At 61.3% G+C, this 25,296-nt stretch carries 22 protein-coding genes; 12 read left to right on the forward strand and 10 right to left on the reverse strand.

The features are described 5' to 3' along the window. Window positions 1-7 precede the first annotated feature (7 nt). From LQK81_RS22180 to LQK81_RS22195, 4 genes are all read right to left on the reverse strand, one after another. The gene (locus tag LQK81_RS22180) at window positions 8-1,186 is read right to left on the reverse strand and encodes an ABC transporter substrate-binding protein (RefSeq protein ID WP_230808594.1); all 1,179 of its coding nucleotides are present in this window, start codon (window positions 1,184-1,186) and stop codon (window positions 8-10) included. A 147-nt stretch (window positions 1,187-1,333) separates the two neighbouring features. Beyond that, window positions 1,334-2,470: an ABC transporter ATP-binding protein gene (locus LQK81_RS22185; protein WP_230808595.1), complete on the reverse strand. Its 1,137-nt coding sequence runs from the start codon at window positions 2,468-2,470 to the stop codon at window positions 1,334-1,336. A gap of 2 nt (window positions 2,471-2,472) precedes the next feature. Next, on the reverse strand, window positions 2,473-3,222 hold the full coding sequence (locus LQK81_RS22190) for an SDR family NAD(P)-dependent oxidoreductase (protein WP_230808596.1): 750 nt from the start codon (window positions 3,220-3,222) through the stop codon (window positions 2,473-2,475). 95 nt (window positions 3,223-3,317) lie between these two features. Next, window positions 3,318-4,763, reverse strand: a complete 1,446-nt coding sequence (locus tag LQK81_RS22195) for an amidohydrolase family protein (RefSeq protein ID WP_230808597.1) — start codon at window positions 4,761-4,763, stop codon at window positions 3,318-3,320. Window positions 4,764-5,134: 371 nt separating this feature from the next. On the opposite strand from LQK81_RS22195, the gene LQK81_RS22200 reads away from it, so the two are divergent. The 11 genes from LQK81_RS22200 to LQK81_RS22250 all read left to right on the forward strand — a co-directional run bounded on the left by LQK81_RS22200 (window position 5,135) and on the right by LQK81_RS22250 (window position 17,466). Next, complete coding sequence (locus LQK81_RS22200) at window positions 5,135-6,400, forward strand: amidohydrolase family protein (RefSeq protein ID WP_230808598.1); 1,266 nt, start codon at window positions 5,135-5,137, stop codon at window positions 6,398-6,400. A gap of 36 nt (window positions 6,401-6,436) precedes the next feature. Further along, entirely contained in the window at window positions 6,437-6,796 is a 360-nt protein-coding gene (locus LQK81_RS22205; protein WP_230808599.1) for a RidA family protein, read from the forward strand. Window positions 6,797-6,980: 184 nt separating this feature from the next. Next, on the forward strand, window positions 6,981-8,165 hold the full coding sequence (locus LQK81_RS22210; protein ID WP_230808600.1) for a hydantoinase/carbamoylase family amidase: 1,185 nt from the start codon (window positions 6,981-6,983) through the stop codon (window positions 8,163-8,165). Window positions 8,166-8,175: 10 nt separating this feature from the next. Next, complete coding sequence (puuE, locus tag LQK81_RS22215) at window positions 8,176-9,102, forward strand: allantoinase PuuE (protein WP_230808601.1); 927 nt, start codon at window positions 8,176-8,178, stop codon at window positions 9,100-9,102. Next, the gene (locus LQK81_RS22220) at window positions 9,099-10,109 is read left to right on the forward strand and encodes a sugar kinase (protein ID WP_230808602.1); all 1,011 of its coding nucleotides are present in this window, start codon (window positions 9,099-9,101) and stop codon (window positions 10,107-10,109) included. Before puuE ends, LQK81_RS22220 begins: the two co-directional genes overlap by 4 nt. Window positions 10,110-10,199: 90 nt before the next feature. Beyond that, the gene (locus LQK81_RS22225; RefSeq protein WP_230808603.1) at window positions 10,200-11,867 is read left to right on the forward strand and encodes an ABC transporter substrate-binding protein; all 1,668 of its coding nucleotides are present in this window, start codon (window positions 10,200-10,202) and stop codon (window positions 11,865-11,867) included. A gap of 127 nt (window positions 11,868-11,994) precedes the next feature. Beyond that, window positions 11,995-12,945 (forward strand): ABC transporter permease, encoded by a 951-nt coding sequence (locus LQK81_RS22230; protein ID WP_230808604.1) that lies wholly within the window; start codon window positions 11,995-11,997, stop codon window positions 12,943-12,945. Next, window positions 12,942-13,811, forward strand: a complete 870-nt coding sequence (locus tag LQK81_RS22235) for an ABC transporter permease (RefSeq protein WP_230808605.1) — start codon at window positions 12,942-12,944, stop codon at window positions 13,809-13,811. The genes LQK81_RS22230 and LQK81_RS22235 overlap by 4 nt, the downstream gene beginning before the upstream one ends. 50 nt (window positions 13,812-13,861) lie before the next feature. Further along, window positions 13,862-14,665 carry a hypothetical protein gene (locus LQK81_RS22240; protein WP_230808606.1) on the forward strand — a complete coding sequence of 268 codons (804 nt, stop codon included), beginning with the start codon at window positions 13,862-13,864 and terminating at the stop codon, window positions 14,663-14,665. Between the two features lie 23 nt (window positions 14,666-14,688). Continuing rightward, window positions 14,689-16,323 carry a dipeptide ABC transporter ATP-binding protein gene (locus tag LQK81_RS22245; RefSeq protein WP_230808607.1) on the forward strand — a complete coding sequence of 545 codons (1,635 nt, stop codon included), beginning with the start codon at window positions 14,689-14,691 and terminating at the stop codon, window positions 16,321-16,323. Between the two features lie 24 nt (window positions 16,324-16,347). Then, a complete protein-coding gene (locus LQK81_RS22250; RefSeq protein ID WP_230808608.1) occupies window positions 16,348-17,466 on the forward strand; it encodes a sialidase family protein in 1,119 nt (372 codons plus the stop codon). Window positions 17,467-17,911: 445 nt separating this feature from the next. Here the strand turns inward: LQK81_RS22250 and LQK81_RS22255 are convergent, their stop codons facing one another. The 6 genes from LQK81_RS22255 to LQK81_RS22280 all read right to left on the reverse strand — a co-directional run bounded on the left by LQK81_RS22255 (window position 17,912) and on the right by LQK81_RS22280 (window position 24,307). Then, on the reverse strand, window positions 17,912-19,528 hold the full coding sequence (locus tag LQK81_RS22255) for a 5-guanidino-2-oxopentanoate decarboxylase (protein WP_230808609.1): 1,617 nt from the start codon (window positions 19,526-19,528) through the stop codon (window positions 17,912-17,914). Beyond that, on the reverse strand, window positions 19,525-20,769 hold the full coding sequence (locus tag LQK81_RS22260; RefSeq protein ID WP_230808610.1) for a hydantoinase/carbamoylase family amidase: 1,245 nt from the start codon (window positions 20,767-20,769) through the stop codon (window positions 19,525-19,527). Before LQK81_RS22260 ends, LQK81_RS22255 begins: the two co-directional genes overlap by 4 nt. A 73-nt stretch (window positions 20,770-20,842) precedes the next feature. Further along, window positions 20,843-21,625, reverse strand: coding sequence for an amino acid ABC transporter ATP-binding protein (locus tag LQK81_RS22265; protein ID WP_230808611.1), 783 nt, complete (start codon window positions 21,623-21,625; stop codon window positions 20,843-20,845). Beyond that, window positions 21,622-22,461 (reverse strand): amino acid ABC transporter permease, encoded by an 840-nt coding sequence (locus tag LQK81_RS22270; RefSeq protein WP_037408609.1) that lies wholly within the window; start codon window positions 22,459-22,461, stop codon window positions 21,622-21,624. The genes LQK81_RS22265 and LQK81_RS22270 overlap by 4 nt, the downstream gene beginning before the upstream one ends. Before the next feature lie 50 nt (window positions 22,462-22,511). After that, the gene (locus LQK81_RS22275; protein ID WP_230808612.1) at window positions 22,512-23,348 is read right to left on the reverse strand and encodes an ABC transporter substrate-binding protein; all 837 of its coding nucleotides are present in this window, start codon (window positions 23,346-23,348) and stop codon (window positions 22,512-22,514) included. Between the two features lie 44 nt (window positions 23,349-23,392). After that, window positions 23,393-24,307 (reverse strand): polysaccharide deacetylase family protein, encoded by a 915-nt coding sequence (locus LQK81_RS22280; RefSeq protein WP_230808613.1) that lies wholly within the window; start codon window positions 24,305-24,307, stop codon window positions 23,393-23,395. 221 nt (window positions 24,308-24,528) lie between these two features. Between LQK81_RS22280 and LQK81_RS22285 the strand changes: the two genes are divergently transcribed. After that, entirely contained in the window at window positions 24,529-25,155 is a 627-nt protein-coding gene (locus LQK81_RS22285; protein ID WP_230808614.1) for a TetR/AcrR family transcriptional regulator, read from the forward strand. The last annotated feature ends 141 nt before the right edge of the window (window positions 25,156-25,296 follow it).

Raw genomic sequence — 25,296 nt, forward strand, 5'->3', positions numbered from 1 at the left:
CGGGGCTTTAGTTGCGTGCCGCCACCGCCTTCAGTTCGTTGAAGATCTGGATGCGCAGCGTGGGATTGGAGCCTTCCACCTTCTGGTAGATCAGGCGGTCGTTGACCCCTTCGGGAAACACGATCATGTCCTTGCGGACGAGATCGTCAGGCAGCTTCTCGATGACACCCTTTACGCCAGTGTCGTATCCGATATGGGCCACTTCGGCCGCGGCCACATCGGGATCCAGCATGTAGTTGATGAAGGCATGGGCGGCATCCGTGCTCTTGGAGCCGGACGGCACCGCGTAATGATCGCTCCACAGTACGCATTGCGGCTCCGGATAGACCCAGGTGTAGCTGTCGGGATCCTGTTCGAAGATATGGCGCGAACTGCCGAGATAGCCCTGGCTAAGCACGTAATCGCCGTTCAGCAGTCCCTGCACAGGGTTGGCGTCGAATGCCTTGAGGTGCGGGATGAGGTCCCTCATCAGCACATCCTTGGCTTCGTTCAGGCGCTTCTCGTCGCCCGTGTTATAGTCCTTGCCTTCGCGCCAGAAGACGAGACCGAAGACGCTCGGCTGGTCGTTGAGGACGGAGAGACGGCGGCTTGCAACCTCGGAAGCGCCCACCCGAAAGAAATCGTCCCAGCTCTTGATCGGCTCCTTGATCACGGTGTTGTTGTAGAGAATTCCGATCGTGCCGAAATTCTTCATGACGGTGTATTGGTTGCCGGGATCGAATGGCAGATTTTGGAATTCGTCGCGCAAGTTTCCAAGATTCGGAAGCTTCGAATGATCTAGCTTCTGGATCAGCTTGCGATTAATCATCTGTTCCACATAGGCATCGCCCACGACGACGATGTCGTAGCCGGCGGAGCCGCCAGAGATTTCCAGCTTGGCGATGGCCGCTTCGACGGAATCGAAAGTGGCGATTTCGATGCGCGGACCGGCGCCCTTGGAAAAGGCGTCGAGCACTTCCGGGTTGGCGTAGTCCGCCCAGGAATAGATGAATAGCGTGTCGCCCAGATCGGCATCACCCTTCAGGCTGCGCGCTTTTTCGGCGAGATCCCCCTTGTCGGCGGCGATGGCAACGCCGTTGATGGACAGGGCGGCCACGCCTCCGGCAAAGGCCGCGAGGCGCAAGAAATTGCGCCGGGTCCAGTCCGCAGAGGCAAGCACGCGGATGTCATTGTGATTATCAGTCATGGACAGTCCCTCTCAGGTTTCAGTGACGGTTGACCGGTTGCCCCGGCTTTGCTTTTGCCCGCATCTGCCTCTTCGAAGACAAAGCGGGAGGGATCGCGGATGCACATGCGCGCATCCCCGACGATGTTGGGGAATGGTCTCGGCGCTTCAGTCGGCGAGCAGCGCGCCGTCGCCGGATCTCCACGAGAGCCAGAGCGAACGGCCCGGTTCCGGGGCCAGTGCGCTGACAGCGGCATGGCTGGCCTCGACCAGGATTGGTTCCGGCAGACATGTCTTAATCCGGAGGACGTGTTTCGAACCCAGAAACGTGTTTTCACTCACAACCCCGGCGAGGCGGGAGAGGCTTTCACCCTGCAATTCCGGCTGGTCCGCATGCAAAGCGATCCGCTCCGGCCGAACGACGATCGTGGCTGCCGTGCCGGGCGCTTCCGCGGGGAGAAAGACGCGGTCCCCTTCCTGCCCCAGTTCGAGAAGGCAACGCGCCGTGGTGCAAACCGGTCCGCTGATGAAATTCGACTGCCCGACGAAATCGGCGACGAAGCGGGTGGCGGGCTGGTTGTAAAGTTCCAGTGGCGTCCCGGCCTGCTCCAGACGGCCCGCGCGCATTACCGCGACGCGGTCCGACAAGGCAAAAGCCTCCTGCTGGTCATGAGTGACGAAAACGAAGGTGATACCGACCTCGCGCTGAATGCGGCGGAGTTCCTCCTGCATCGTGCCGCGAAGCTTCGCGTCGAGCGCCGCGAGTGGTTCGTCCAACAGCAGTACCTTCGGCTGATTGACCAGTGCGCGCGCGAGCGCGACGCGCTGCTGCTGCCCCCCGGACAACTGGTTCGGACGCCGCGAGACGTAGTCGTCGAGTTGGGCGAGCGCGACGACATCGGCAATCCGCTTGCGCCGTTCCTGGCGCGGGACCTTCTTGCGGCGCAGTCCGTACTCGATGTTCTCATAGACATCCATATGCGGGAACAGCGAATACGACTGGAAGACCATGTTGATGTCGCGTCGGTAGGGCGGCACGGCGATGATGCTCTCTCCGTCCAGCAGCACATCGCCCTCGCTTGGATGCTCGAAGCCGCCGATCATGCGCAGGGCCGTCGTCTTGCCGCACCCGCTGGGGCCGAGCAGCGAGAAGAACTCGCCCTTCCCGATCGTCAGGTTGAGATCGCGAATGACCGTCAGCGCATGGGCGCCTTCACCGAAATGCTTGCTCACACCGCGGAAGCGAACCGCGTTTTGCTCACCTGCGCATGACTTTGTTGATCCGCTCGTCATTTCCATGACCATGGTCAGATTCCCCTGAAATGTCCGCCGCTGACGTTCATGACCGCGCCGCTCGTCCAGCCTGATCCCGGTCCGAGTAGGAACGCGACCGCATTGGCGATCGGCTCCGGTCCGCCGAAGCCGAGCGGATGCGCATCGAGATAAGCCTTGCGGCCGGCCTCGGAATAGGCGGCGCCCGTATTGCCGGTCGGCCCCGGCGTGATGGCGTTGACGAGGATGCCGTCGGATTCGAGCTGGGCCGAGAGCGAGACGGTCAGTCCGATCAATCCAGCCTTTGCCGTGGAATAGGCCGGCGACAGATGCGGCGAGCCGAGGCGGGCGGCAATCGAACTGATGAAGACGATCCGGCCGCGCCGCTGCGTCCGCATGGCCGGAATGACGGCGCGGGAGCAATACCAGGCGCCGTTGAGATCCACCTCGATCACATGGCGCCACTCGGCCGTGCCGATCTCCCACGCGCGGCCGTGGGGTGCATCCAGGGCCGCGTTGTTGACGAGACCGTCGATGCGGCCGAACCGTTCGAGAATCTTTCCGGCGACGGCCTCGGCGTCTTCCGGCCGGGTGATGTCCAGGGTGAAGGCCGTGGCCGATCCGCCGGACGCAGTGATGCCAGCCGCGACTGCCTCCGCTCCGTCCGTCAAGATGTCCGTCACGATGACATGGCCGCCCTGGCGCGCAACTGTTTCGGCAATGGTCTTGCCAATACCGCGCGCGGCGCCGGTTACGATGATCACATGTTCCTTGAGCGGGCTCATGAACTGCGATCCGGACGGTAATGCGCGCTGTCCGGCAGAGCTCGGACGCGGGAGTTGATGGTCATGAGAAGATATCCTTTCAACAAGACGGTCGGTCACGCCCAACGATGCGAGGGTGGAGCGAGCTGGTCGATGGTGCGGCCGGCCCAATCGTTGCGCGGCACGCCTTTGACGGCGCGGCACTGCGCCTCGTAAAGGGCAGCTGCCGCTTCCGCCTCGTCGACGGTCAGCACGACGCCGTCCTTCACGACCTGGTCGCCATCGACGAAGACATGGCGGACCGCGCGGTCCGAGGCGGAGAAGACGAGAGAGCGCAAGGGATCCCTGCAGGGCTGCATCACGGGTGCGCGGCAATCCACCATCACCAGATCGGCCTTGGCGCCCGGTGCGATGCGGCCGATATCGGGACGGCGCAGCGCTTTCGCTCCGCCAACCGTGGCGGCGGCGAAAACATCGGCAAGCGTCGCATCCCGTGGATTGCTAGCCATGAGCCGGCCGGCGTAGATCGCAAGCCGCATTTCGTCCAGCATGTTGTTCGGATAGACATCGGTACCGATACCGAGGTTGACTCCTCGCTGACGGTACAATCCGATATGGTCTAGCATGATCCCCCGCCGCGCAAAAACCGTCGGACAATGAGCAACCGTCGCGCCGGCGCTCGCGATACTGCCGAGATCGTCGGTCTTCGGCCAATGCACCCAAGGATGATGATCGAGAAAGATGCCGTGCCCGATGATGGTGCGCTCGGACAGGATGCCGATCTTTCTCATGAAGCCGATTGGCGTCAGTCCATGACGGCGCGTCATCTCGTGAAACTCGGTCAGCGACTGCCCCGCATGGGTCTGGAAGGGAATGTCGAGGCGGACGGCTTCCGCATGCGCATCCCGCAGCAGCTCTTCGTCGCAGGTATCGATCTGGGAAGGCGCCATCATACCGAAGAGGCGACCGGAGGGATGCCGCGCCGCCTGCGCAATTTCGGCAAGGGCCCGCTCGAAGCCCTCGCGTCCCCTCGCGATGTCCCAGGCATAATCCAACCTGTGCCCGTTCTCCGTCACCCAGCGCGCCTGGCGGAACATCGGCGCGACACAGGCGCGGATTCCCGTCGCGGCGATCACATCCAGCCATCCCTCTGTCGGCACCGCGAGGTCGCAGATCGTGGTGACGCCGCTCCTCAGCAATTCGGCGAAGGCGACGCGATATGCTGCCTGCGTGCTGGCCAGATCGCGGTCGAGCACCATCAGATATTCGTAAAGGGAGGTATTATAGAAGCCGGGACTGCCGACCTCGTCCCAAAGCCCCTTGTTCAGCGGCTCCTCTCCAGGATGCGAATGGATGTTGACCAGACCCGGCATGACCATAAAGCCCTGCCCGTCCAGCACCTCCGCCCCGTCGGCCTCAAGATCGTCTCCGATGGCCACGATGGATCGACCGAAGGCGATGTCGGCGTCGCGCAGATAGACGTGCCCACCCTGTTCGTCATCCCAAGAGACGACGCAATGGGCACGGCGAATAATTTTTGTCACTCCGTCCAGGGCAGCCATAGGTCACGTTCCGCATAAAGAATAGAATTCCTAATATGGATCATGGTCACGACGCAGCCGGCGATTGTCAAGATAATTTTTCGGCAAATTCGAGGGCGCAATACGCCGAGATTGCGTGGTTGACAAAACAATGAAAGCGACTATCGTCTCCGTAGACAGAACGTCATTCTTTACACGGAACGCACATGACTGAAACGAAGCCGTCGATCACCGTTATCCGCAATTGCGAGTGGTTGGTTGCCTGGGATGCCGCAAGCGCTTCGCATGTCTATGAGAACGATGGCGATTTCGCCTTTACTGGAAATCGCATAGTGCATGTAGGCAAGTCATATGACGGCCCGTTTGATGTAGAGATAGACGGCAGACGGCGAATGGTCATGCCCGGTTTCGTCAATCTCCACAGCCATCCCGGCCACGAACCCGGCTGGAAGGGTATGCTGGAGGAACTCGGGAGCCCGAAGCTGGGGCAAAGCTCGCTCTACGAGTTCATGCCCGTCTTCAACGTCGCCCCGGAATATGCGCGTCACGCCTGCCGCGTGGCGGTTGCCGAACTGCTGAAGAGCGGCGTCACGACGATCTGCGACCTTGGCGGTCCACGGGAAGGATGGGCCGAGGACTATGCCGCAATGGGTATCCGGGCGGTCCTCTGGACGATGTTCCGCTCAGGTCCCTGGTATACGAAGGACGGGCATTCGGTCGGCTACGATCTGGATTTCGCGCGGGGCGACCGTCTGCTTCGCGACGCGATTGCGGCAGCGGACGAAGCGTCCGGTCATGCCAGCGGCCGCATCCAGGGCTTCATCGCGCCTGCCCAGGTCGATACCTGCAGCGAGGGCCAGATCCGGGATGCGTTGGCGGCGGCGCGCGAGCGCGGGCAGCCGATTCAGATCCATGCGGCCCAGTCCGTCATCGAATTTCAGGAAATCCTGAGGCGCTACGGCGAGACGCCCATCGGCTGGCTGGAGAAGATCGGGGCGCTTGGCGAGGATACGGTGATCGGTCACGGCATCTTTCTCAACGACCACCCTTTCTTGCACTATCCCCATGCGGACGACTTCGCGGTGCTCCGTGACAGCGGCGCCCAGGTCGCGCATTGCCCGGTGGTTTTCGCGCGGCGCGGCATCGCCATGAACACGCTGCACCGCTACCGGCAGGCGGGAATTCGTTGCGGCATCGGCACGGACACCTTCCCGCACAACATGCTCGATGAACTGCGGATGGCCTGCTATGCCGGGCGCATCGTCGCGGGCAGCTTTACCGCCGCCAGCACGGCGGAGGCGTTCACGGCTGCGACATCCGGAGGCGCCGACATTATACGCCGACCCGATCTCGGTCGGCTGGCCCCCGGCTGCAAGGCCGATTTTTCGATCGTCGACATGACCAATCCCTACATGCAGCCCGATTACGAGCCGCTGCGGAGCCTGGTCTATTCTGCAAACGACAGAGCTATCCGTGACGTCTACGTGGACGGGGTGAAGCTGGTTGCCGACGGGCAGCTTGCGGCCTTCGAAATCGATGAAGACATCGAAATGCTGCGCAGGGCGCAACGCGAGGTCATCGCCAACGCACCGGCGCGCGATTGGGCCGGCCGCTCTATCGAAGCGATGTCGCCCCGCGTCTTCCCCATCCGTTCATAATAGCTGGATCTCTCCCACAACAACAGGAAAATTTGCATGACCATCATTCGCCATCACAGCAGCAACCGTATGAGTCAGGTCGTTGAATTCCCGCTAAGCGGCACCATGGTCGTGCTTGCGGGGCAGGTATCTTCGGATCGCGACCTGGACGTTGCCGGGCAGACCGCCAATATCCTCGCCCGCGTCGATGCCTTGCTGGCCGAGGCCGGCACCGGTAAGGCCGCCATCACTCATGCATATATCTGGCTGAAGCACGGCACAGATTTCGATGCTATGAACAGCGTCTGGGACGTTTGGGTTGCGCCAGATGCCGCGCCCGCGCGCGCCTGCGTGGAGGCGCCGCTCGCCGATCCCCGCCTGCTCGTCGAGATCCAGGTCTTTGCACTGAAGCCCTGACGTTTCCGGAAGTCCCTCCTCCCAAGGGCCGCCGAGCGCCCCGCCTCCTCCTTCACTGGAAGTGGCGGGGCTTTCTTACCCGATCCCAAGCCAGAAGCCCCGATTTACGTCAATGGAGACAATAATGACGGCCACTCCCCGCATCACCATAGACCCTGCCTTCGTCGAAAAGCTCATTCTCGACATGGCCCAGCACGGTTCCGACGGTGGAACCGGGGTCTCCCGCACGGTCTATTCCCCGGAATGGGTGGCGGCGACGAAGCTTTACGCCCGCTGGTGCGAGGAGGCCGGCCTGACCGCGAAGATGGACAGTGTCGGCAATGTCTGGGGCCGGCTGGGAGGAAGCGAGCCGGGCAAGTCGATCGTTTCGGGTTCACACATCGATTCACAGACGCCAGGCGGGCGCTACGACGGGATCCTTGGCGCGCTTGCGGCGCTGATTGCGCTGAAGGCGTTGAAGGAACAGTTCGGCCAGCCGAAGCGCACGTTGGAATGCGTCGCGTTCTGCGAAGAGGAATCGAGCCGGTTCCCCTCCGCCAATTTCTGGGGCTCGCGCGCCATCACCGGCGGCATCCGGACCGACGATCCGGAGACGACTATCGGCTTCGGCGGCGAGACGATCGCCAGCGCCATGCGAGAGGTGGGCCTCGATCCAGCGCTCATTCCGGAGGCCAGGCGCGCCGATATCGACAGTTTCGTTGAACTGCATATCGAACAGGGTCCGATCCTCGAACACGCGAATCTGCCGATTGCCGTGGTGACCGGCATTACCGGAATCCGCCACTACGAAATCGAACTGCGTGGCACACAGAACCATGCGGGTGCGTTCCCGATGGACCTGCGCCGAGATCCCATGGCGGGTTTCGCCGAGATAGTCTCTGGCGTGGTTGATACCGCCCATCGCTGGGGCCGTCCCGCCGTATCGACGGTCGGGCGCGTGCATGTGAAACCCAACGCAACGGCCATCATCCCGGACAGCGTGACCTTCACGCTGGACGCGCGCCACCCCGATCCGGATCTGTGCCAGAAACTCTACGACACCCATGAGGCCTTCATGCGGGAGGTGGCGAAACGACGTAACCTGGAGATCAGCTGGAAGATCATGATCGACCACCCGGCCTGCCCTTCCGATCCGACGCTTGTTTCGACTCTCAGGGCGGCGGCCGATACGCAGGGAGTGCCGACGATGCTGATGGCAAGCGGTGCCGGTCATGATTCGCAGCAGATGGCGAAGATTGCCAAGGTGGCGATGATCTTCGTACGCAGCAAGGACGGGCGCAGCCACACTCCGGACGAATTTTCATCCATCGAAGACATCGTCGCCGGCATCGAGGTGCTCGCCGCCGGCCTTCATCGCCTGGCCTATTGAGGAGATCGGGATGTCCACATCACCTCTCCAGCCCCACCGCGACCTGCTCGGATTTGCCGGGCGACCGCCTGACCCGCAGTGGCCGAACGGCGCACGGCTGGCTATCCAGTTCGTCATCAATTACGAGGAAGGCGGGGAAAACTGCGTCCTCGACGGCGACGGCGGCTCCGAGGCCTTCCTCACGGAAGAGCCGACCTTGCCGCTTGCCGGGCGACGCAACATCAATGTTGAATCCCAATATGAATACGGCAGCCGCGCCGGGTTCTGGCGGCTGCATCGCCTTATGACCGAGCGTGGTCTTCCTGTCACCGTGTTCGGCATTGCCAATGCCCTGCGGAAAAATCCGGCCGCGGTCGCCGCCATGAAGGATGCGGGATGGGAAATCGCTTCGCATGGCCTTAAGTGGATCAACTATGCCGACATGCGAGAGGCCGAGGAACGCCGGCAGATTATCGAGGCGATCCGCATCCACACGGAAACCACCGGCGAGCGGCCGCAGGGATGGTATACGGGCCGGATGAGTGTGAACACCCGGCGCATCCTGTCCGAGATCGGTGGTTTCGCCTACGATTCGGATTCCTTTTCGGATGACCTTCCATACTGGGTCAGCGACAATGGCAAACCTCAACTCGTGGTGCCCTACACGCTCGACAACAATGACGGGCGCTACGTTAACGGCTTCGGACTGCAGGCACAGGATTTCGCCACATACCTAACCCGGGCTTGCGACCTCCTGCGCCAGGAGGGGCGGACCCAGCCGAAGATGATGAATGTGGGCCTGCACTGCCGGATTGCCGGAAAGCCGGGACGTGCCGCCGATCTCGCGCGCTTTCTCGATCATGTCGCTACCTTGGACGACGTCTGGGTAACGCGCCGAATCGATATTGCCACGCATTGGAGGAACGTACACCCGGCACCGACGGGCAAGGGGTCATGAGCGCCGACAGAAGTGACAGCGGGTTCAAACGCCTCGTCTCGATCGGCGAGTGCATGGTCGAACTCCGGCAGACCAGTAAGGGCGGCATCGTACAGTCCTTCGCCGGCGACAGCCTGAACACCGCCTATTATGCCCGCCTCTTCTCTCCACCCGGCTGGACAGTCGACTATGTCTCGACCATCGGAACCGACCGCCTTTCGCTGGAGATGGAGCGCTTCATCGGGCAAAACGGCATAGGCACGGCCGGCATACGGCGGCTGACGGATATGCTGCCCGGACTGTACATGATTCATCTCGACAAGGGCGAGCGCAGCTTTTCCTACTGGCGCTCGGACGCCGCGGCCCGCCGGCTTGCGGACGATGCCGCCTGGCTCGAAGAGGCTATCGGCGACGCCGACACGATCTTCTTTTCCGGTATCACGCTCGCCATCCTGCCACCACAGGGGCGACGGAACCTGCTGCGCGTTCTGCATGAAGCACGTCTGCGGGGTTGCACCATAGCTTTCGATCCGAATATCCGCGCGTTGTTGTGGGAAAATGCGGAAATTCTACACCAATGGATTTCGCAGGCGGCGTGCGTGTCGAACCTCCTATTGCCCAGCTTCGACGACGAACAGCTCCATTTCGGTGACCCTGACCCGCAGGCGACCATCGCCCGCTATCAAGCACTTGGTGTGGAGCGGGTCGTCGTCAAGAATGGCGAGAGGGGCATCGAAATGAGTGACCACGGAGTAATCTGCCGGGTCGAGGCGATGCCGGTTGTCGAGGTCGTCGATTCCACCAGTGCGGGAGACAGCTTCAACGGTGCGTTTCTAGCACGCTTCACCGCGGTTGGTAGCTCGGTTGAGGCGGCGCAACACGCCGTCCATGTCGCCTCCATCGTCATCGGGCATCACGGCGCGCTTGTCGAGCCAGCAGCATTATCGATGCTCCCGGGCTTCAACCCAGCAACTTGGAGCCGGCCTCATCGAGTCGATGATAGGGCGATTAGAACCACCCAAGCATGAGAACTTTGCCTTGGAGAAGAGCCGATAATAGTTTAATTGATTCTTTATAAGGTCCATTGTTCTTTATGCGGACCGCATGAAACGCAAACGATGCGCGACGAGGAGGACATGATGAGATCAGACGAACACGAGGAACAGATTCGACGCAGCAGCAACGAACTGCAAAATCACGCCATCGATGAACTTAGGAGCGGCCGCCTTGGCCGCCGAAACTTCCTTCGGGTGGCGACCACGCTCGGCATATCCGTGTCGGCGGCGCATTTTCTTGCGGGCATCCCGGAGCCGGCGCGAGCGCAAACTGCCGGCGGCGGCGGCATTCTTCGTCTGGGCGGCGGCGTACCCGGCCAGCAGCTCGATCCGATCCTCATCCAGGACGGCGCCGGCACGATGGCCGTTACCCAGGTGGGCGAATATCTTTGCTGGTCGGAACCCGAGACGCTGCGTCCCATGCTTGCCGAAAGCTGGACACCGAACAATGAAGGCACAGTTTGGACCTTTAAGATCCGTCAGGGCGTCAAGTTCAACGATGGCAGGCAGTTGACCGCCCGCGACGTGGCGTGGACCTTCAACCGCCTCGCCAATCCGGAATTCCCGTCGAGCGCATCGGGAATGTTCGCCAATACGCTTCTGCCTGGCTCCGTTTCCGCTCCGGATAACAGCACCGTCGTGTTCGAGCTGGAAAAGCCGGTAGGTTCCTTCCCCTGGCTCGTCTCGAACGACAACTACAATTCGGTTATTCTGCCGGAGAACTATGATGGCGTCTGGGCCAAGGACTGGGTGGGCACCGGTCCGTGGCGCATACAGGAATATATCCCGGGCGTGCGCGCGACCTTTGCGCCGAACAAGGACCACTGGCGCGGCGCGCCTCTGGCCGACGGCGCGGAACTTTCCATGTTCGAAGATGAAACGGCGCTTCTTCTGGCGTTCCAGAATCAGTCCATAGACATGACCGGGCCTGTCGGCTTGAGCAATGCGCGGGCAATTCTCGCCAACCCGGCCGCCTATAAGATTGACGTGCGCCAAACGTCCGTCCATGATCCAATCCATCTCCGCATGGATATGGAGCCTTTCAAGGACAAGCGCGTTCGACAGGCAATTGCCCACTGCCTGGACCGCGAGGCGTTGGTGAAAAGCCTGCTGATGGGCTATGGTTCCGTCGGCAACGACGCGCCGATCGCGCCGGTCCACGCGGCCTACACGAGCGATGTTCCGCAGCGTTCATACGATCTGGACAAGGCCCGCAAATTGCTTGCCGAGGCGGGACATGAAAACGGCTTCCAATTCAAACTGACGGTCTTGAACTACCAGATCCTGCCGCAGATGGCCCAGTTGCTGCAAAGCGCGCTGAAGCAGGTCAACGTTCAGGCCGACCTCGAACTGCTGGATAGCGCCGCTTATCGCGGCAACCTGCGTTACGGCAGCTCGCCGATGCTCGATTCGATCTCCGGCATCAACAATTATGGCCACCGCGGCGTGCCGAACCTGTTCTTCAACATCCAGCTGAAGTCCGGCGCAAACATCAACTCGGCCCGTTTCGCCAACGCGGAGTTCGACACGCTGGCGGATCAATTCGCCGCCGAAGTCGATCTCCAGTCGCAGCGTGCGATCGCCAACAAGATCCACAATCTTCTGCTGGACGAGACGCCGATGATCTACCCGGCATTCAAGAACCAGGTTTCCTTGAGCCAGAACTCCATCGAGGGGCTCGAGCGTCAGGCTTCCTATCCCGTGCTGCACAAGGCGGTGCGCACGGCCTAACGGCCGGGCTTTGCTCGCCTGCCATGTGTCCTCGCGGGCGCATGCTCCCAAACGCGGACCGGGGCGGTCGTCAGTCGCAGGACGACGCCGCTTCGCTCCCACTATCCAATGATTCGAGGCTTGTCGCATGGGAACGTTTTTCCTTCGCAGGATCGGCTCGGGGCTACTGACTTTGCTGCTCCTGTCGGTCATTGCTTTCGTCGGCGCAGAGATACTTCCCGGCAATCCCGCACGCGCCATTCTCGGCAACGATGCGAGCGAAGAGGCCGTGGCGGTCCTGACCACGCAGCTTGGCCTCGACAGACCGGCCCCGCTTCGCTACGTCGAGTGGGTCGGCAATGCGCTGACAGGCGATCTGGGCACCTCCTACGCGCAGAGAATGCCTGTGACGATGATGCTCGGTTCCGCCGGGGGACGATCGGCGTCTCTGGGGATCGTCACGCTTTTCATGATTGTGCCGCTGTCGATCGGGGCCGGCCTCTGGTCGGCGCGGCGCATCGGCGGCGTGTTCGACCACATAGTGACTTACGGCGGCATGGCGCTGATGGTCGTTCCCAGTTTTGTCGTGGCCATCGTTCTCATTCTTGTTCTGGGCGTGGTCTTCCCTGTTTTTCCGATTACCGCCATGCCCCCGCCGGGTAGCACATTCGCAACCCAGCTCTATTATCTTCTGCTGCCGGCCATCGTGCTGTCGACCACGCTTTTCGGCTATCTCGCACGCGTCATTCGCGCCAACGCGCTTGATGTGTACCAGAGCGACTACGTCCGCACGGCGACCCTTAAGGGCATCACGCCCAGTCAGGTGACGCTCCGCCATGTGCTCAAGAACGCGATGGCCCCCTCAATGATCGTGATCGCGACGCAGGTCGGCTATTTGCTCGGCGGCTTGGTGATCGTGGAGAAAATCTTCAACTATCCGGGACTTGGTGTGATGATGCTTCGGGCGGCGGAATATAACGACATGCCCGTGTTGGAAGCAGGCGTGCTTCTGATCGGTCTCGTCTATATCGTCGTCACCCTGCTGGCCGATTTTCTTCAGCGGCTCATGGATCCGCGTCTTGGAAAGGCGGTGGCATGATGAGCCGGATCCTGTCCGATTCGAAAAAGAACCGCGCCAACCTAGGCCTTTATCGCCCCTCATTCGCACTGATCGTCGCTGCCATTGTTTTCATGTTCTGGGTTCTTGCGGCCATCACCGCTCGCGCGTTCGTGCCGCACGATCCGTTCAATGTCCGTTTGGACGCAATGCTGTTGCCTCCGAGCGCCGAATACCTCTTCGGAACCGACGATATGGGAAGAGACGTGTTCTCCCGCGTGCTTGTCGGTTCGCGCGACATTCTCACCGTATCTTTCTTCGCAGCGATCATCGGCACCGCCTCGGGGACGCTGCTCGGACTGATGATGGGCTATTTGCGAGGGGTGTTCGACGAAGTCCTATCGCGTATCGGCGAAGCCGTCATTTCGTTGCCGGGCGTGATCATGGCGCTGCTGCTGATTGCCGCGCTCGGCCGGTCGAACGTCGCGCTGATCGGCGTGATCGCGTTCGAGTTCATGTGGGTCGTCGCGCGCACTATTCGCGCCGCGGTCCTGCTGCAAGCCGAAAAAGATTTCATCCTGGCAGCGCGTGCGCGCGGTGATAGCGCCGCCTATGTAATGCTGAGAGAGCTTCTGCCCAACGTGTTTTCCGTCGTGGTCGTGGAATTCACGGTGCGCATGACGTTTGCCGTATTTTCGGTCGCCAATCTCTCCTTCCTCGGTTTCGGCGTGCAGCCGCCTTCTCCGGATTGGGGGCTGCTGGTGGCCCAGGCCTACGGCCTGCTGGTGGCCGGCTATTGGTGGGTGTCGCTGTTTCCGACGCTCGCCATCGCCAGCCTGGTGATCTCGATCTACGTGATCGCCAACGAAATCAATCGCTGGCTTTCCGGCGGGGAGCTTCCCGCCTGACGGGAACGCTTGCGACACCTCACCCTCAAATCCAACCCACAGGTATATAAATGGCTCGTGAAATCATTGAAGGCCGCCCCCTTGTCGAATTCCCAATCGTGGATGCAGCCGATTATCTGGCGGGCGCCAACGCGCGGGTGTTTACCCAGGACGACGTCGACGGGGCGTTCAGCGCTTATGTCGAGGCTCCCCAGGACATCTCGTTCAATTTTCCCGAAGGCCGCACGTTCGAGCTCTTTGTGCTGAGCGGCGCGGTGACGGCGAACGGCGCCGAAGTTGGCAGCAATATCTTCGTTTATATGCCTCCGAAGTCGCCGCGCCGGGCGATCACCCTCCACGCCGGCTCAGCCGTCTTCTTTGCCACCGGCGAAAAGGACACCGGCTCGGGCGAGTTCGCCATCATCGATCCCGATACGATCCCCTGGCAGGTTCGTACGAGCGAGTGCGCCCTCACGGCGACGGGCACCAGCGTGAACATCGTCAAGCATCTGAGAAGCGAGCCGGACAGCCGAAACAATTTCGGCATCGATGTCATGTGGCCGGGCAGCAATTTTGAATGCACCGAGTGGCATGACGTGGCCGACGAGATCTTCCGTCTGCGCGGCGATCTGCTGCTGCTCGATCCGATTACAGGCCACCCGGTCGAAGCCAAACCCGGCTCCTACGCATGGCGTCCGTTGGATTCGCGCCATCTCCCGAAATATAGCCATACCGGCTCGGTGCAGATTTTCCGCAACCGCGAATGGCCGGTCGGCAAGGTGACGATGGGCTATACCGAAGCCCCCGATTGGAGCCGTCATCTCGCCGCCTACAAGGCGAAATTCAAAACCATCGATCCCATCCCGGGACTGTGAGCCCTTGGGCGAAGGAGGGCTGCATGACAGACCCGGTCTTGGACATTGTCGATGTGGGTATAACCTATCGTTCCGCGCGTGGAACGGTGGACGCGGTGCGTAGCGCGACGCTGCAGATCGCCCCGGGAGAAGCGGTCGGGATCATAGGCGAGTCCGGATCGGGAAAATCCACGCTGGCCTATTCCGTGACGGGCTGGACGCCGCAAGCGGACGTTCGCGGGCGGATTCGGCTCGCGGGCTGCGACATAGTCAATGCGAGCGAGCCGGATCTGCGGCGCCTGCGAGGCGGCACCGTCTCGATGGTGCCGCAGGATCCCAAGAAGGCACTCAATCCGAGCATGCGCATCGGACCGCAGGTGGTGGAGCAGCTGCGCGCACATGATCAGGAGCTTTCAGAGGCTGAGGCGCGCAAGCGTGTGATCGACTTGTTCGAGCAGGTCAATCTTCCAAGGCCGGCGGACCTATTCGACCGCTATACGCACGAGATTTCAGGCGGCCAGCAGCAGCGCGTGCTGATCGCCGCGGCCATTTCCTGCAGACCGAAGCTCATCATCATGGACGAGCCGACGACCGGCCTTGACGTGACGACGTCGATCCAGATCATAAAGCTCGTGCGCGAGTTACGCCAGAGCTATGGCTGCGCGCTTCTGTTCATCAGCCATGATCTTTCCGTGGTGGCGCGCGTGTCCGACCGCGTCGTCGTTATGCGGCATGGCGAGATTGTCGAAACGGGCACGACCGCGGAGGTTTTCAGCCGCCCGAGCCATGCCTATACGCGCCAATTGATTGCCTCGATCCCCAGGGAGGTCGCTGAGAGCGGCCCGCGCTGCGAAGCTCCCGTGGTGCTCGCAGCCGAGAACATCGTCAAGCAATATGGTGGCGGCATTCTCGGCCAAGCAAGGACCCTGACCGCCGTGGATCGTGTCGGCTTCCGGTTGGCGCAGGGCGAGACCCTCTCCGTCGTCGGCGAAAGCGGTTCCGGGAAGACCACCCTTGCCCGGATCGTGACAGGGCTGATCGACGCCAACGAGGGCAAGATTTCTCTCGGCAATTTGTCTCTGCCGATGGATCCGCGCCGGCGCTCCCGCGCCGACCGGCAGGCTGTGCAGCTGATTTTCCAGAACCCGGACGCCTCGCTCAATCCGCGCCAGACGATCGCGCAGATTCTTAAGCGACCCATGCAGCTTTACCGAAGTTGCCCCTCTGATGGCATGGACGCCCGCGTCGCAGAATTGCTGGAGGCGGTGCAGCTGCCGGCTGATTACGCCAGGCGGTTCCCAAGCCAGCTGTCGGGCGGCGAGAAGCAGCGCATTGCGATCGCCCGCGCTTTCGCCGCCAAGCCGCGCGTCATCGTCTGCGACGAACCGACCTCGGCGCTCGACCTGTCTGTTCAGACGGCCGTGCTCGATCTTCTGCTGCGCCTGCAGCGGGAGGAAAACGTCTCTTACCTCTTCATCACGCACGATCTCAACGTGGTGCGGGCTCTCGGCGGCCATCTGATCGTCATGAAGAATGGAAGCTGCCTTGAAGCCGGCCCGGTGTCAGACGTCTTCCGTGCGCCCCAGCACGATTATACACGCCAGCTTCTGTCGGCAGCGCCGGTGCTCGGCGACATCATCGAACAAATGGCACAAGCGCTACAAGCCCAGCGCCATTGAAATCAAATTGTCCAAGGAACCATCATGACCACCCCTGTCGCTCCCCCATCTTTCAGCAGCTTTGCAACTACCCCTCAGCCTCTCGAGCTGAACGTGTTCGTCGACCATGAAAAAAACGGACGCAGCGGCCATCTGGGGCACGCCGCGTTCCAGCGCCAAGACGGGGAGATCTTCGCTTTCTATCCGAGCTGCAGCTCCGACGATCCGGGCCGCCACGGCACGTCCGGTCATTCAGCCGCCGGCTGGATGGAATATAAACGCTCCTCCGACGGCGGCCAAAGCTGGAGTGAGCCGGAGCCCCTCGCCTATTCACAGCAAAACTACCTGGACAAATCAGGCTCCGCGATTTTCACCGAGAAGGGGATCGTCACCGACAATGGCACGATCGTCTTGTTCCATCTGATCAGCGATATCTCGGTCGATGCCCTTTGGGAGCCGTATCTGGTTCCGACCTCCACCCGCAGCACCGATGACGGGCTGACCTGGAGCGATCCGGTCGAGATCGGCGCCGAGAAAGGACGCGTCTATGGTGCGTGCTACCTAGACGGCGTGATCTATGCCTTGAAATTCCGCAACGACGCCGTGGTCGACTTCTGCGGCACGACGGATGAACACATTTATACGCTCTACGCCAGCCATGACGATGGCGCCACATTCACGGAAGTCAGCGACTTGCCGTTCAACACGCTGGGCCGCGGCTACGGCACGCTGTGCGCGCTCAACGACGGTCGTCTCATCGCCTATGTCTATCACAAGCGTGACGAGGAATACCTCGATTACTGCATTTCCAGCGACAAGGGCCTGAGCTGGAGCGCGCCGCAGAAAAGCCGTTTCGCCAAACGGATCAGGAATCCACAGATGATCGCCTTCAAGGGCGGTTATTTCCTGCACGGCCGCAGCGGATCTTACGGTCCCGTCGAAGGCAAGGGGCATTTCGTCCTGTACTACTCCACGGATGGCGTGAACTGGGACGAAGGCCGCTATCTCGCGATGCGGACCCATGGGCAAGGCGCTTACTCGAACAGCATTGTCGTGACCGTCCCAGGCACCGGCGCCCAGCGCCTTCGCATACAAGCGTCTCACGCCTATTCGAACGATTCGACGAATATTTGCGAATGGTTTGTCGAGCTGGTTGACCAGTGACGCTCGATTTATCGGCCTGTGGCTTAAACGATCACACGGCCGGAAGACGGCTACTTTGGTTATGGGACGGGCACACCGAGATCAAGCGTGACGGCCGTGGCCGTCACGCTTGATCTGGAATATGTCGGCATAGGCTGCCGGTGACCCTGCCGCAGATCACGGCGAAGAGCGGCAGGCGCGGCGAATGCAGCGAAGGAGCTTAAGCGACCGAATGAACGACAGTCTCTGTAAGCGTGCCATCAGCCGTATCGCAAAGAGTGCTCTGTTCGGCAACCGAGGAAATCAATGCTCATTGATCGGTCGACATGTCTGCGGGGTGCTCGGATACATGCTCTCGTCAGCGTCCGCCCGGCAGCGCGCTCTGGCCTCTAAGGACGGGGGTTCTCCTCGTGGTTGTCACGCGGATTGCCTAAGAAGACAGAATTAAGCCAATCCGCGGGGCAATTCACTCTGATGCCTCCCCGATACAAAAGGCGGCCTCATCGAGCTCGACAACGATACGCGATCTCGTTGCCGCCGCGCTCTTAACGATCTTTGAGAGTTCAGTGACGTCGCTTGCCGTCTCATGCCGCCAGTCGAACGCCGTAGCAATTGACTTGAAATCGGGCGTAAAGATCCTGACTCCAAGCAGATCGATGCCCGCGCGCACCATAGCCCTTTCGATCTCATGGTAACCGTTGTTATTCCAGAGGACAAGGATCAGGGGTGCGCCGTACTCAGTCACACTTCCCAATTCTGCAAGTGTGAACTGCAAGCCGCCATCGCCCATGAGCGCTACGACCGGTAGCTCGGGAGCGGCGATTTTCGCCCCTAAAGCCGCGGGGAGTCCGTAACCCAATGTCCCATAACCTGTTGCAGAATTGAAAAAGGTTTTTGGAGCCGTGGCCTCGAAGCCCATGCATCCCGCATACACTGGCTGGTTGGAATCCCCGACGATCACGACTCCCGGAAGAGTGTCGCGAAGTGTTTCGAGCATTGTTATTTGTACCCGCTGGGCAGCAGTGAGTTTGCTCTCCAGTGCGTGGCGGGCACTTGAAGCTGCCGTTTGGCCCCAGCCTTCAGCCTCTCGCGGTCGCACTGCCGGGCTTAGCGCCTCTATTGTCGCCTTGCTGTCGCCGACGAGCCGGATCGCGGGTCGCAAAGACCGCACGAGCTGTTCGGGATCGATGTCAATTCTCACAAGCTTCTCACCAAGATGACGGCGGGTTGTCAGCGTTTCATCGAAGTCCGTCGGACCAAGCTCTGTTCCTACGGCAAGGATGGCATCAGCCCTTTCCATAAGGTCCAGTGCAGCTGGACTCGCGGCGCTGATCGATAGGCCCAAGGGGTGTCCGGCCGCCAGAATTCCACGGCCGTTGATAGTCATCAAGACGGGGGCCCTCAGACGAGATGCAAGATCCTCAATTTCCCGTGCTGCTCCAGTTGCACCGCCTCCTGCGATCAAGAGCGGACGTTGCGAATTGTTCAAGAACTGCGCAGCCTCGTTGATTTCTTTGTCATGCGCTGTGGGAGGCGCGGTAAAAACACGACGGTGAGATGACCTTACGAAATCGACTTCCCTCCCAAGCATTTCGACTGGTATCTCGATATGGATAGGCCTCGGGCGTGATGATTCAAAGATTGCAAAGGCGCGGGCAAGGACCGTTTCGAATTCCTGGGGGTGATGAATGGTATGACTGAAGGCTGTCACCTGACGCATTAGCTGACGCTGGTCGGGCAGCTCGTGAAGGTGGCCCTCCCCCGATCCCAAGGCGCCAGCGGAATTCACAGTCGAAATTACCAGCATGGGGATGGAATCGCCATAAGCTTGACCCATCGCCGTAGCGATGTTGGTGAGGCCGGGCCCTGTGATGATGAAGCAGACTCCGGGTTTTCCGGAAACGCGAGCGTATCCATCCGCCATGAAGCCTGCACCCTGTTCATGTCGAGGGGTTACGTGGCGAATGCCGCTGCCCGTGAGCCCACGGTAGAGCTCGATCGTGTGTACCCCTGGGATGCCAAAGACATACTCGACACCGTAGTCGGTGAGGCAGTCTACGACGAATTGACCGAACGTCTTCATGTTTGTTCACCTTTAGTTTCAAGAATTTGGGAGCAGGCTGCAGCCAGAACCTCACAGCCCAGCACGATGTCGTCCTCCCGTGTGTCTTCGTCGACATGATGGCTGACGCCGCCGATGCTGGGAACGAACAGCATGCCCGCTGGCATGATGCGCGCTAGGATTTGCGCGTCATGACCCGCGCCGCTCGGCATCCGCTGCCATCGGCCAGGCGCCATGCGGGATGCGGCGTTTCCAAGTGCATCCTGGAAATGGCAGCTCATCTCGTGAGGTTCGCTCTGTGCCAGAATTTCGAGCTCCACTCCGCACGGCCCGGCCTGCCTTGTCAATGCAACCAGATGCTCCAGTGCCGCGCGCATCCGAGCAAGAACCGCCGGGTCGGCATCACGCACCTGCAGCAGCATTTCTGCATGATTTGGGATGATGCTCACTTGGCCGGGATCAAGCCTGATATTGCCGACCGTCCAGACGGTACGCTCCGCCGCCAGTTGTCGGAACCGTTCGTTAATTGCGTGGGCAAAGGAAACCAGTGCCGCGCCCGCGTCCCGGCGAATTGCCATGCGAGTAGTACCCGCATGATTGCTGGCCCCCGAAAACCGCACGCGGTACTGATGAATGCCGACGATGCAAGTGACGACGCCGAGCTTCAATCCCCGCGCTTCTAGATCGTCGCCCTGCTCGATATGGGCTTCAAGATAGCCGAGATACTGGGACGGATCGATGGCTCGCCGATCGAGATCCGCAAGGCCAGCATCGGCAAGCGCCTCGCGCAGCGTCTCCCCGGTCGTGAGGTTGCGGGCGATATCGATCTCGTCTTCATCCAGCGCGCCGATCGCCGAGCGGCTGCCGAGAAAGCTCGCAAAATGTGCCTCCTCGTCAGCGAAAACGGCAGCGTCCACTCCCGCGCCGCCGGGCGTGCCCGACTCTACGAATGCCCGGGCGATTTCCAATCCGTAGATGACGCCCATGGCGCCGTCGAGCCAGCCGGCATGGTTCTGCGAGTCGGAATGCGAGCCGACGAGCAGCCGCCGCCGCGCCGCAGTGTTTTCGCCGACGATGTTGCCGATCCCGTCCATGCGTGACGAGAGGCCGGCTTCCTGCATGCGCGCCACCAGCCAGCGGCGCGCCGCCATATCCTCCGGCGAATAGGTGGGGCGATGGACACCTGTTTTGTAGGCTCCGAATGTGCGGAGCCGGTGCAGGTCGGCAAGGAGACGGTCCGGTTTGATAATGATGGCGGGCATGGCTGCGTCGTTTGCCGGGGCGAGGCCTCGGCACGTCCTTTCGAAGTGAGGTTGAGATATGGTCGGCCGCCGCTCAGGCGGCGTCCTGCTTCTTGCTGACGACCGCCGCCAGGAACGCTTTGGTTCGCGCCTCCTGCGGGTTTTCCAAGACCTGCTCGGGCGGGCCGGTCTCCACCACGCGCCCGTCGGCCATAAACACGATCTTGTCCGCCACCTCGCGGGCGAAGTTAAGCTCGTGTGTGACGATGACCATGGTCATACCTGTCGCCGCGACATCACGCATGACCCCTAACACTTCGCCCACGAGTTCGGCATCGAGAGCGGATGTCGGTTCGTCGAAGAGCATCAGCCGTGGCTGCATCGCTAGCGCCCGGGCGATCGCGACGCGCTGCTGCTGCCCGCCCGATAGGTTGTTGGGAAAGGCGTCGGCCCGGTCGCCGAGCCCGACGCGGGCAAGAAGGCCCATCGCCGTGTCCCGCGCGGCCTGCCGGTCCTGCCGCAGGACCCGCGTCGGCCCTTCCATGACGTTCTCCAGCGCCGTCATGTGCGGGAAGAGATTGAACCGCTGGAACACCATGCCGGTGATCCGGCGCTGGCGGGCGATCTCTTTGTCCGTCAGGCGGTGCACGACGTCGTTTTCGACGCGGTATCCGGTCAGTTCCCCGTCGAGATAGAGCGCCCCCATCTCGATCGTCTCGAGCTGGTTGATGCAGCGCAGGAATGTGGTCTTGCCCGATCCGGAGGGGCCGACGATGCAGACGACCTCGCCCGGCATGATGTCGATGTTGATGTCGTGGAGGACCTGGTGGTCGCCGAATTTCTTGCCGAGCCTGACGGCCGATACGAGGGGTTTCATCCGTGCCTCCCGCTGTTTGCGAAGCCGCGCGCGAAACGCTTTTCGATCCACATCTGCACGACGGAAAGGAGGGATACGATCACCAGATACCAGATGGTGGCGACGAACAGCATCTCCATGATCTTGGCGTTGCTGTAATAGATGTCCTGGGCCGTTCCGAGCAGTTCGCCGAAGCCGATGATGCTGGCAAGCGCCGTCACCTTCAGCAGGCCGATGAACTCATTGCCGAGCGGCGGCACGACCACGCGCATCGCCTGCGGCAGGATGATGCGGCGCAACGTGTCGGAATAGGTCATGCCGATCGACTTGGCCGCCTCGTACTGGCCGATATCGACGGCCAGCATGCCGGAGCGGATGATCTCGGACGTGTAGGCGCCCTGGTTGAGGCTGAGTGCGATAAGGGTCGCGGCTAGCGGCGTCATGACGACCACCGTCTTGGCTTCCCACAGGCCCGGAATGCCGATAGTCGGAAAGACGAGTGCCAGATTGTACCAGATCAGAAGCTGCAGGATCATCGGCGCGCCGCGGAACAGCCATGTGTAGAACATGGCGGCGGAGGACAGCACCATGTTCCGCGAGGAACGGGCGATGGCGGTCAGGATACCGATGACGATGCCGATCGCCATGGCGATCACCGAAATGACGACGGTGGTGACCGCGCCCCTCATGATGCGCTCGCTGAACATGTACTCCCCGACGACCGGCCAGTCGATGGTGCCGACCGCAAATGCGTACACGATGTAGGCCCCGGCGGCCAGCAGGACGGCGGCGGTTGCAAGGCGCCCGAGGTGAAGCGGGCGCGCATGCTTGAGTTTCGAGATGTCGATGACGTCCATATCCGGCTTTCGCTGGTCGTTTGTCCTGTCTTCGAGAGCGAACGAGAGCGTCACGGCGCGTCGCCCGCATTGACGGTGGGCGCATCGAGCGCACTGGCGTCGAGGCCCCATTTCTTGACGATCTCGAGATACTCCCCGGACTTGAAGAGATCGTCGAGCGTCTTGAGGATCGTATCACGCAATTCGGTGTCTTCCTTGTTGAAGCCGATGCCGATGCGCACATTGGTGAACGGCTTGCCGACGACGCGGAAGGGGCCATCCGTGCTCGCGAGCACGGTCGGGATCGCCTCGGTGCCCTGCACGGCGCCGACCGCGCGGCCCTGGTTTATGTAGAGGAACTCGGATGCCATGTCGGTGTCGGTGATCACGTCGATGGCGGGAAGGCCGGCGGCGACGCAGTTCTCGTCGCTCCATTTCTTGACGGAGTCCGGATATGTAGTGCCGCGGTTGGTGGTGACGACCTTGCCGCAGAAATCCTTCGGCTCCTGGATCTCGGTGTTCTTGTCGAGCGTGTAGAAGGTCGTGCCGGCGCTCAGATAGTCGATGAAGTCGAAGCTCGCGCGCCGCTTCGGCGTGTCGTACATCCCGCTTATGATCAGGTTGATGCGGCGCGATTGCAGGTTTGGCGTGAGGCCTTCGAAGCGGGAATGGACGAACTCTACCTCCAGCCCTAGCTTGCCCGCGATCGCGCGGATGAGGTCGACGTCGAAGCCGACGAGTTCGTTCGTCTTGGGATCGATGAACTCCATCGGCGGGTGGTCGCGCTCGGTGCCAACAATCAGCTTGCCGGAATCCTTGATGTCCTGCGGCACGGTTTGGGCGGAGACGCCGCCGGCGAAGAGCGTGGCGGCGAGGGCCGCGGTAGCCAGAATTCCAATTTTACGCATTGTTCCCTCTTTTTTTGGTTTGACTGATATTTGAACGCTTCAGGCTAACGCACCGGGCGAACGATCTGCGGCACCGGCTGTTGCCAGAAAGGTAGTTTCTCCTCGCGCGGCTTCCATTCACCGCTATCGACGAGGCCTTGCACATGCGCCGCGATCTCCTCCATCGTGGCGAACCAGACGTCTCCCTTGGCCCGCATGTATTCGATGAGGTCCACCATGGCCTGGGCACGGGCGGGCCTTCCCGACACGAACGGATGCCACACCGAGGACCAAAGGCCTCCGTTCGCCCAAGCGGCATCGAATTCCGACCGGAATACCTGCATGGCCTGCTCCGGCGACTGGATCGGCAGCATGTGATTGAAATCGCGCATGTTTACATATTGCGGCCAGTCATCCAGTGCGTGGTCCGAAGGCAGTTCCAGGAGAGCGCCCTTTTCACTGCGTATCATGTAGGGCACGTCGTCGCCGGAGAGCGAGGCGTCATAGGCAAAGCCCTCGTCGATCAGGAGGTCGAGCGTGGCGGGCGAGAACGCGCCCGAGGGGCAGCGATAACCAGCCGGCCGTTTGCCGGTGATCCGCTCGATCGCCTGGATGCCGGCTTTCAGCACCGTCGCCTCGTCGCTTGCGTCGAGGGCGTTGACCCGCTCGTGCAGCCAGCCGTGATGGCCGATTTCGTGGCCCGCCGCCGCCAGTTGCTCCACCGCTTCCGGGTAGGTTTCGACGCACCATCCGGGAACGTACACCGTCTGCTTGATACCGTAATGTTCCCAGATGCGGATAAGCCTCGGCACCGCGACTCTCGGGCCATACCGCAAGGCCGAGGAGAGCGTGATGCGCCGCATCGAATCCTCGGGATAATAAAGGTGCAGCAAGCTTTCCGCATCGAGGTCGAACGCGAAACAGACAGCGCAGCGTGCGCCGTTCGGCCATTGCGGCGGGTTGTCGATCAGCTTGAGCAAAAGGCGTTCTCCTTCCTGCGGCCGCGCGCGGCCGGCGGCCTGTCGCGACGGAAAGGCCGGCTGTTTTCATTATTTTGTCGATTGGCTGCGCTTCCCACTTGAACCGCGCTCGATATATTGACATGTTCCACGACTACAAACTTAGTGTCAACTCTAAAAATAGAGACGGAATCAGTTTTGACGAAAATGCATATTTCCATGACCGTGTGGAAGGACAGGACATGACCGGAGGACTGAGGTTCAAGCATCGCAAGAAGCGGGTGGAGCAAGTGCTCGACGCCGCCGATGCTCTGTTTCGCGAGCAAGGTTATGAGATCACCAAGATCGAGGAAATCGCCGAACTGGCTTCCGTGGCGCCCGCATCGGTCTACAACTACTTCAAGAACAAGCCGAACCTGCTGATGGAGATTGCGCTTCGCCACGTGCAGGCGGCCCTGCCCGAGCGGCGCAAGTTCCTGGAAAATCTCCCGGACGATCCGGTGGAAGGTATCCTCGCCTTCGAGCGCCTCCTCGCGGATCAGGCTGTGCGCCACCTTACCCGCGAATGCTGGAGGGTGGTCATGTCGGCGCAGTTCCTGGACACCGGCGGCATCGCGCACCGGACCGGAAAGCGCCTCGACCTGCTGCTGCGACGCCAGTACATGCGCATGCTCGCGGCCTATCAACAGAACGGGCGGATCAAGCCCGACATCGAACTCTCCGTGCTTTGTGACCTGCTTCTCGGCATCGGCAGCGCCGCGCTCGCCCGGCTCGTCACCTCCAGCATGATGAAGCCGGAAGCGATGCGCGAATGGGGGATCCCGCATCTGGAAATGGTACTGCGCGGGGTTATCGAAGACCCAGTTTAACAAATTTGGAGTCAACTCCAAATTTGTTCTTGCGCGGTTTGTCCGCATCCCCTATGCATAGGTGGTGGCCCGCGCGGCATACTCATTCCGCCGGGCAAACCTGAAATTTTCTGAACCGCCTTGACGCGCAGCGGCCATTCT

This window comes from Rhizobium sp. GN54 (genome assembly GCF_021026345.1).
GTDB lineage: Bacteria > Pseudomonadota > Alphaproteobacteria > Rhizobiales > Rhizobiaceae > Mycoplana.

What these genes read in the sequence shown, in the direction of transcription:
- LQK81_RS22230 (WP_230808604.1), top strand. Translation starts at nt 11,995, where the DNA reads ATGGGAACGTTTTTCCTTCGCAGGATCGGCTCGGGGCTACTGACTTTG.
- LQK81_RS22275 (WP_230808612.1), bottom strand. Translation starts at nt 23,348, where the DNA reads ATGCGTAAAATTGGAATTCTGGCTACCGCGGCCCTCGCCGCCACGCTC.
- LQK81_RS22205 (WP_230808599.1), top strand. Translation starts at nt 6,437, where the DNA reads ATGACCATCATTCGCCATCACAGCAGCAACCGTATGAGTCAGGTCGTT.
- LQK81_RS22255 (WP_230808609.1), bottom strand. Translation starts at nt 19,528, where the DNA reads ATGAAGACGTTCGGTCAATTCGTCGTAGACTGCCTCACCGACTACGGT.
- LQK81_RS22265 (WP_230808611.1), bottom strand. Translation starts at nt 21,625, where the DNA reads ATGAAACCCCTCGTATCGGCCGTCAGGCTCGGCAAGAAATTCGGCGAC.
- LQK81_RS22245 (WP_230808607.1), top strand. Translation starts at nt 14,689, where the DNA reads ATGACAGACCCGGTCTTGGACATTGTCGATGTGGGTATAACCTATCGT.
- LQK81_RS22260 (WP_230808610.1), bottom strand. Translation starts at nt 20,769, where the DNA reads ATGCCCGCCATCATTATCAAACCGGACCGTCTCCTTGCCGACCTGCAC.
- LQK81_RS22210 (WP_230808600.1), top strand. Translation starts at nt 6,981, where the DNA reads ATGGCCCAGCACGGTTCCGACGGTGGAACCGGGGTCTCCCGCACGGTC.
- LQK81_RS22240 (WP_230808606.1), top strand. Translation starts at nt 13,862, where the DNA reads ATGGCTCGTGAAATCATTGAAGGCCGCCCCCTTGTCGAATTCCCAATC.
- LQK81_RS22220 (WP_230808602.1), top strand. Translation starts at nt 9,099, where the DNA reads ATGAGCGCCGACAGAAGTGACAGCGGGTTCAAACGCCTCGTCTCGATC.
- LQK81_RS22235 (WP_230808605.1), top strand. Translation starts at nt 12,942, where the DNA reads ATGATGAGCCGGATCCTGTCCGATTCGAAAAAGAACCGCGCCAACCTA.
- LQK81_RS22270 (WP_037408609.1), bottom strand. Translation starts at nt 22,461, where the DNA reads ATGGACGTCATCGACATCTCGAAACTCAAGCATGCGCGCCCGCTTCAC.
- LQK81_RS22250 (WP_230808608.1), top strand. Translation starts at nt 16,348, where the DNA reads ATGACCACCCCTGTCGCTCCCCCATCTTTCAGCAGCTTTGCAACTACC.
- LQK81_RS22225 (WP_230808603.1), top strand. Translation starts at nt 10,200, where the DNA reads ATGCGCGACGAGGAGGACATGATGAGATCAGACGAACACGAGGAACAG.
- LQK81_RS22195 (WP_230808597.1), bottom strand. Translation starts at nt 4,763, where the DNA reads ATGGCTGCCCTGGACGGAGTGACAAAAATTATTCGCCGTGCCCATTGC.
- LQK81_RS22285 (WP_230808614.1), top strand. Translation starts at nt 24,529, where the DNA reads ATGACCGGAGGACTGAGGTTCAAGCATCGCAAGAAGCGGGTGGAGCAA.
- LQK81_RS22190 (WP_230808596.1), bottom strand. Translation starts at nt 3,222, where the DNA reads ATGAGCCCGCTCAAGGAACATGTGATCATCGTAACCGGCGCCGCGCGC.
- LQK81_RS22185 (WP_230808595.1), bottom strand. Translation starts at nt 2,470, where the DNA reads ATGGTCATGGAAATGACGAGCGGATCAACAAAGTCATGCGCAGGTGAG.
- LQK81_RS22180 (WP_230808594.1), bottom strand. Translation starts at nt 1,186, where the DNA reads ATGACTGATAATCACAATGACATCCGCGTGCTTGCCTCTGCGGACTGG.
- LQK81_RS22200 (WP_230808598.1), top strand. Translation starts at nt 5,135, where the DNA reads ATGGTCATGCCCGGTTTCGTCAATCTCCACAGCCATCCCGGCCACGAA.
- puuE (WP_230808601.1), top strand. Translation starts at nt 8,176, where the DNA reads ATGTCCACATCACCTCTCCAGCCCCACCGCGACCTGCTCGGATTTGCC.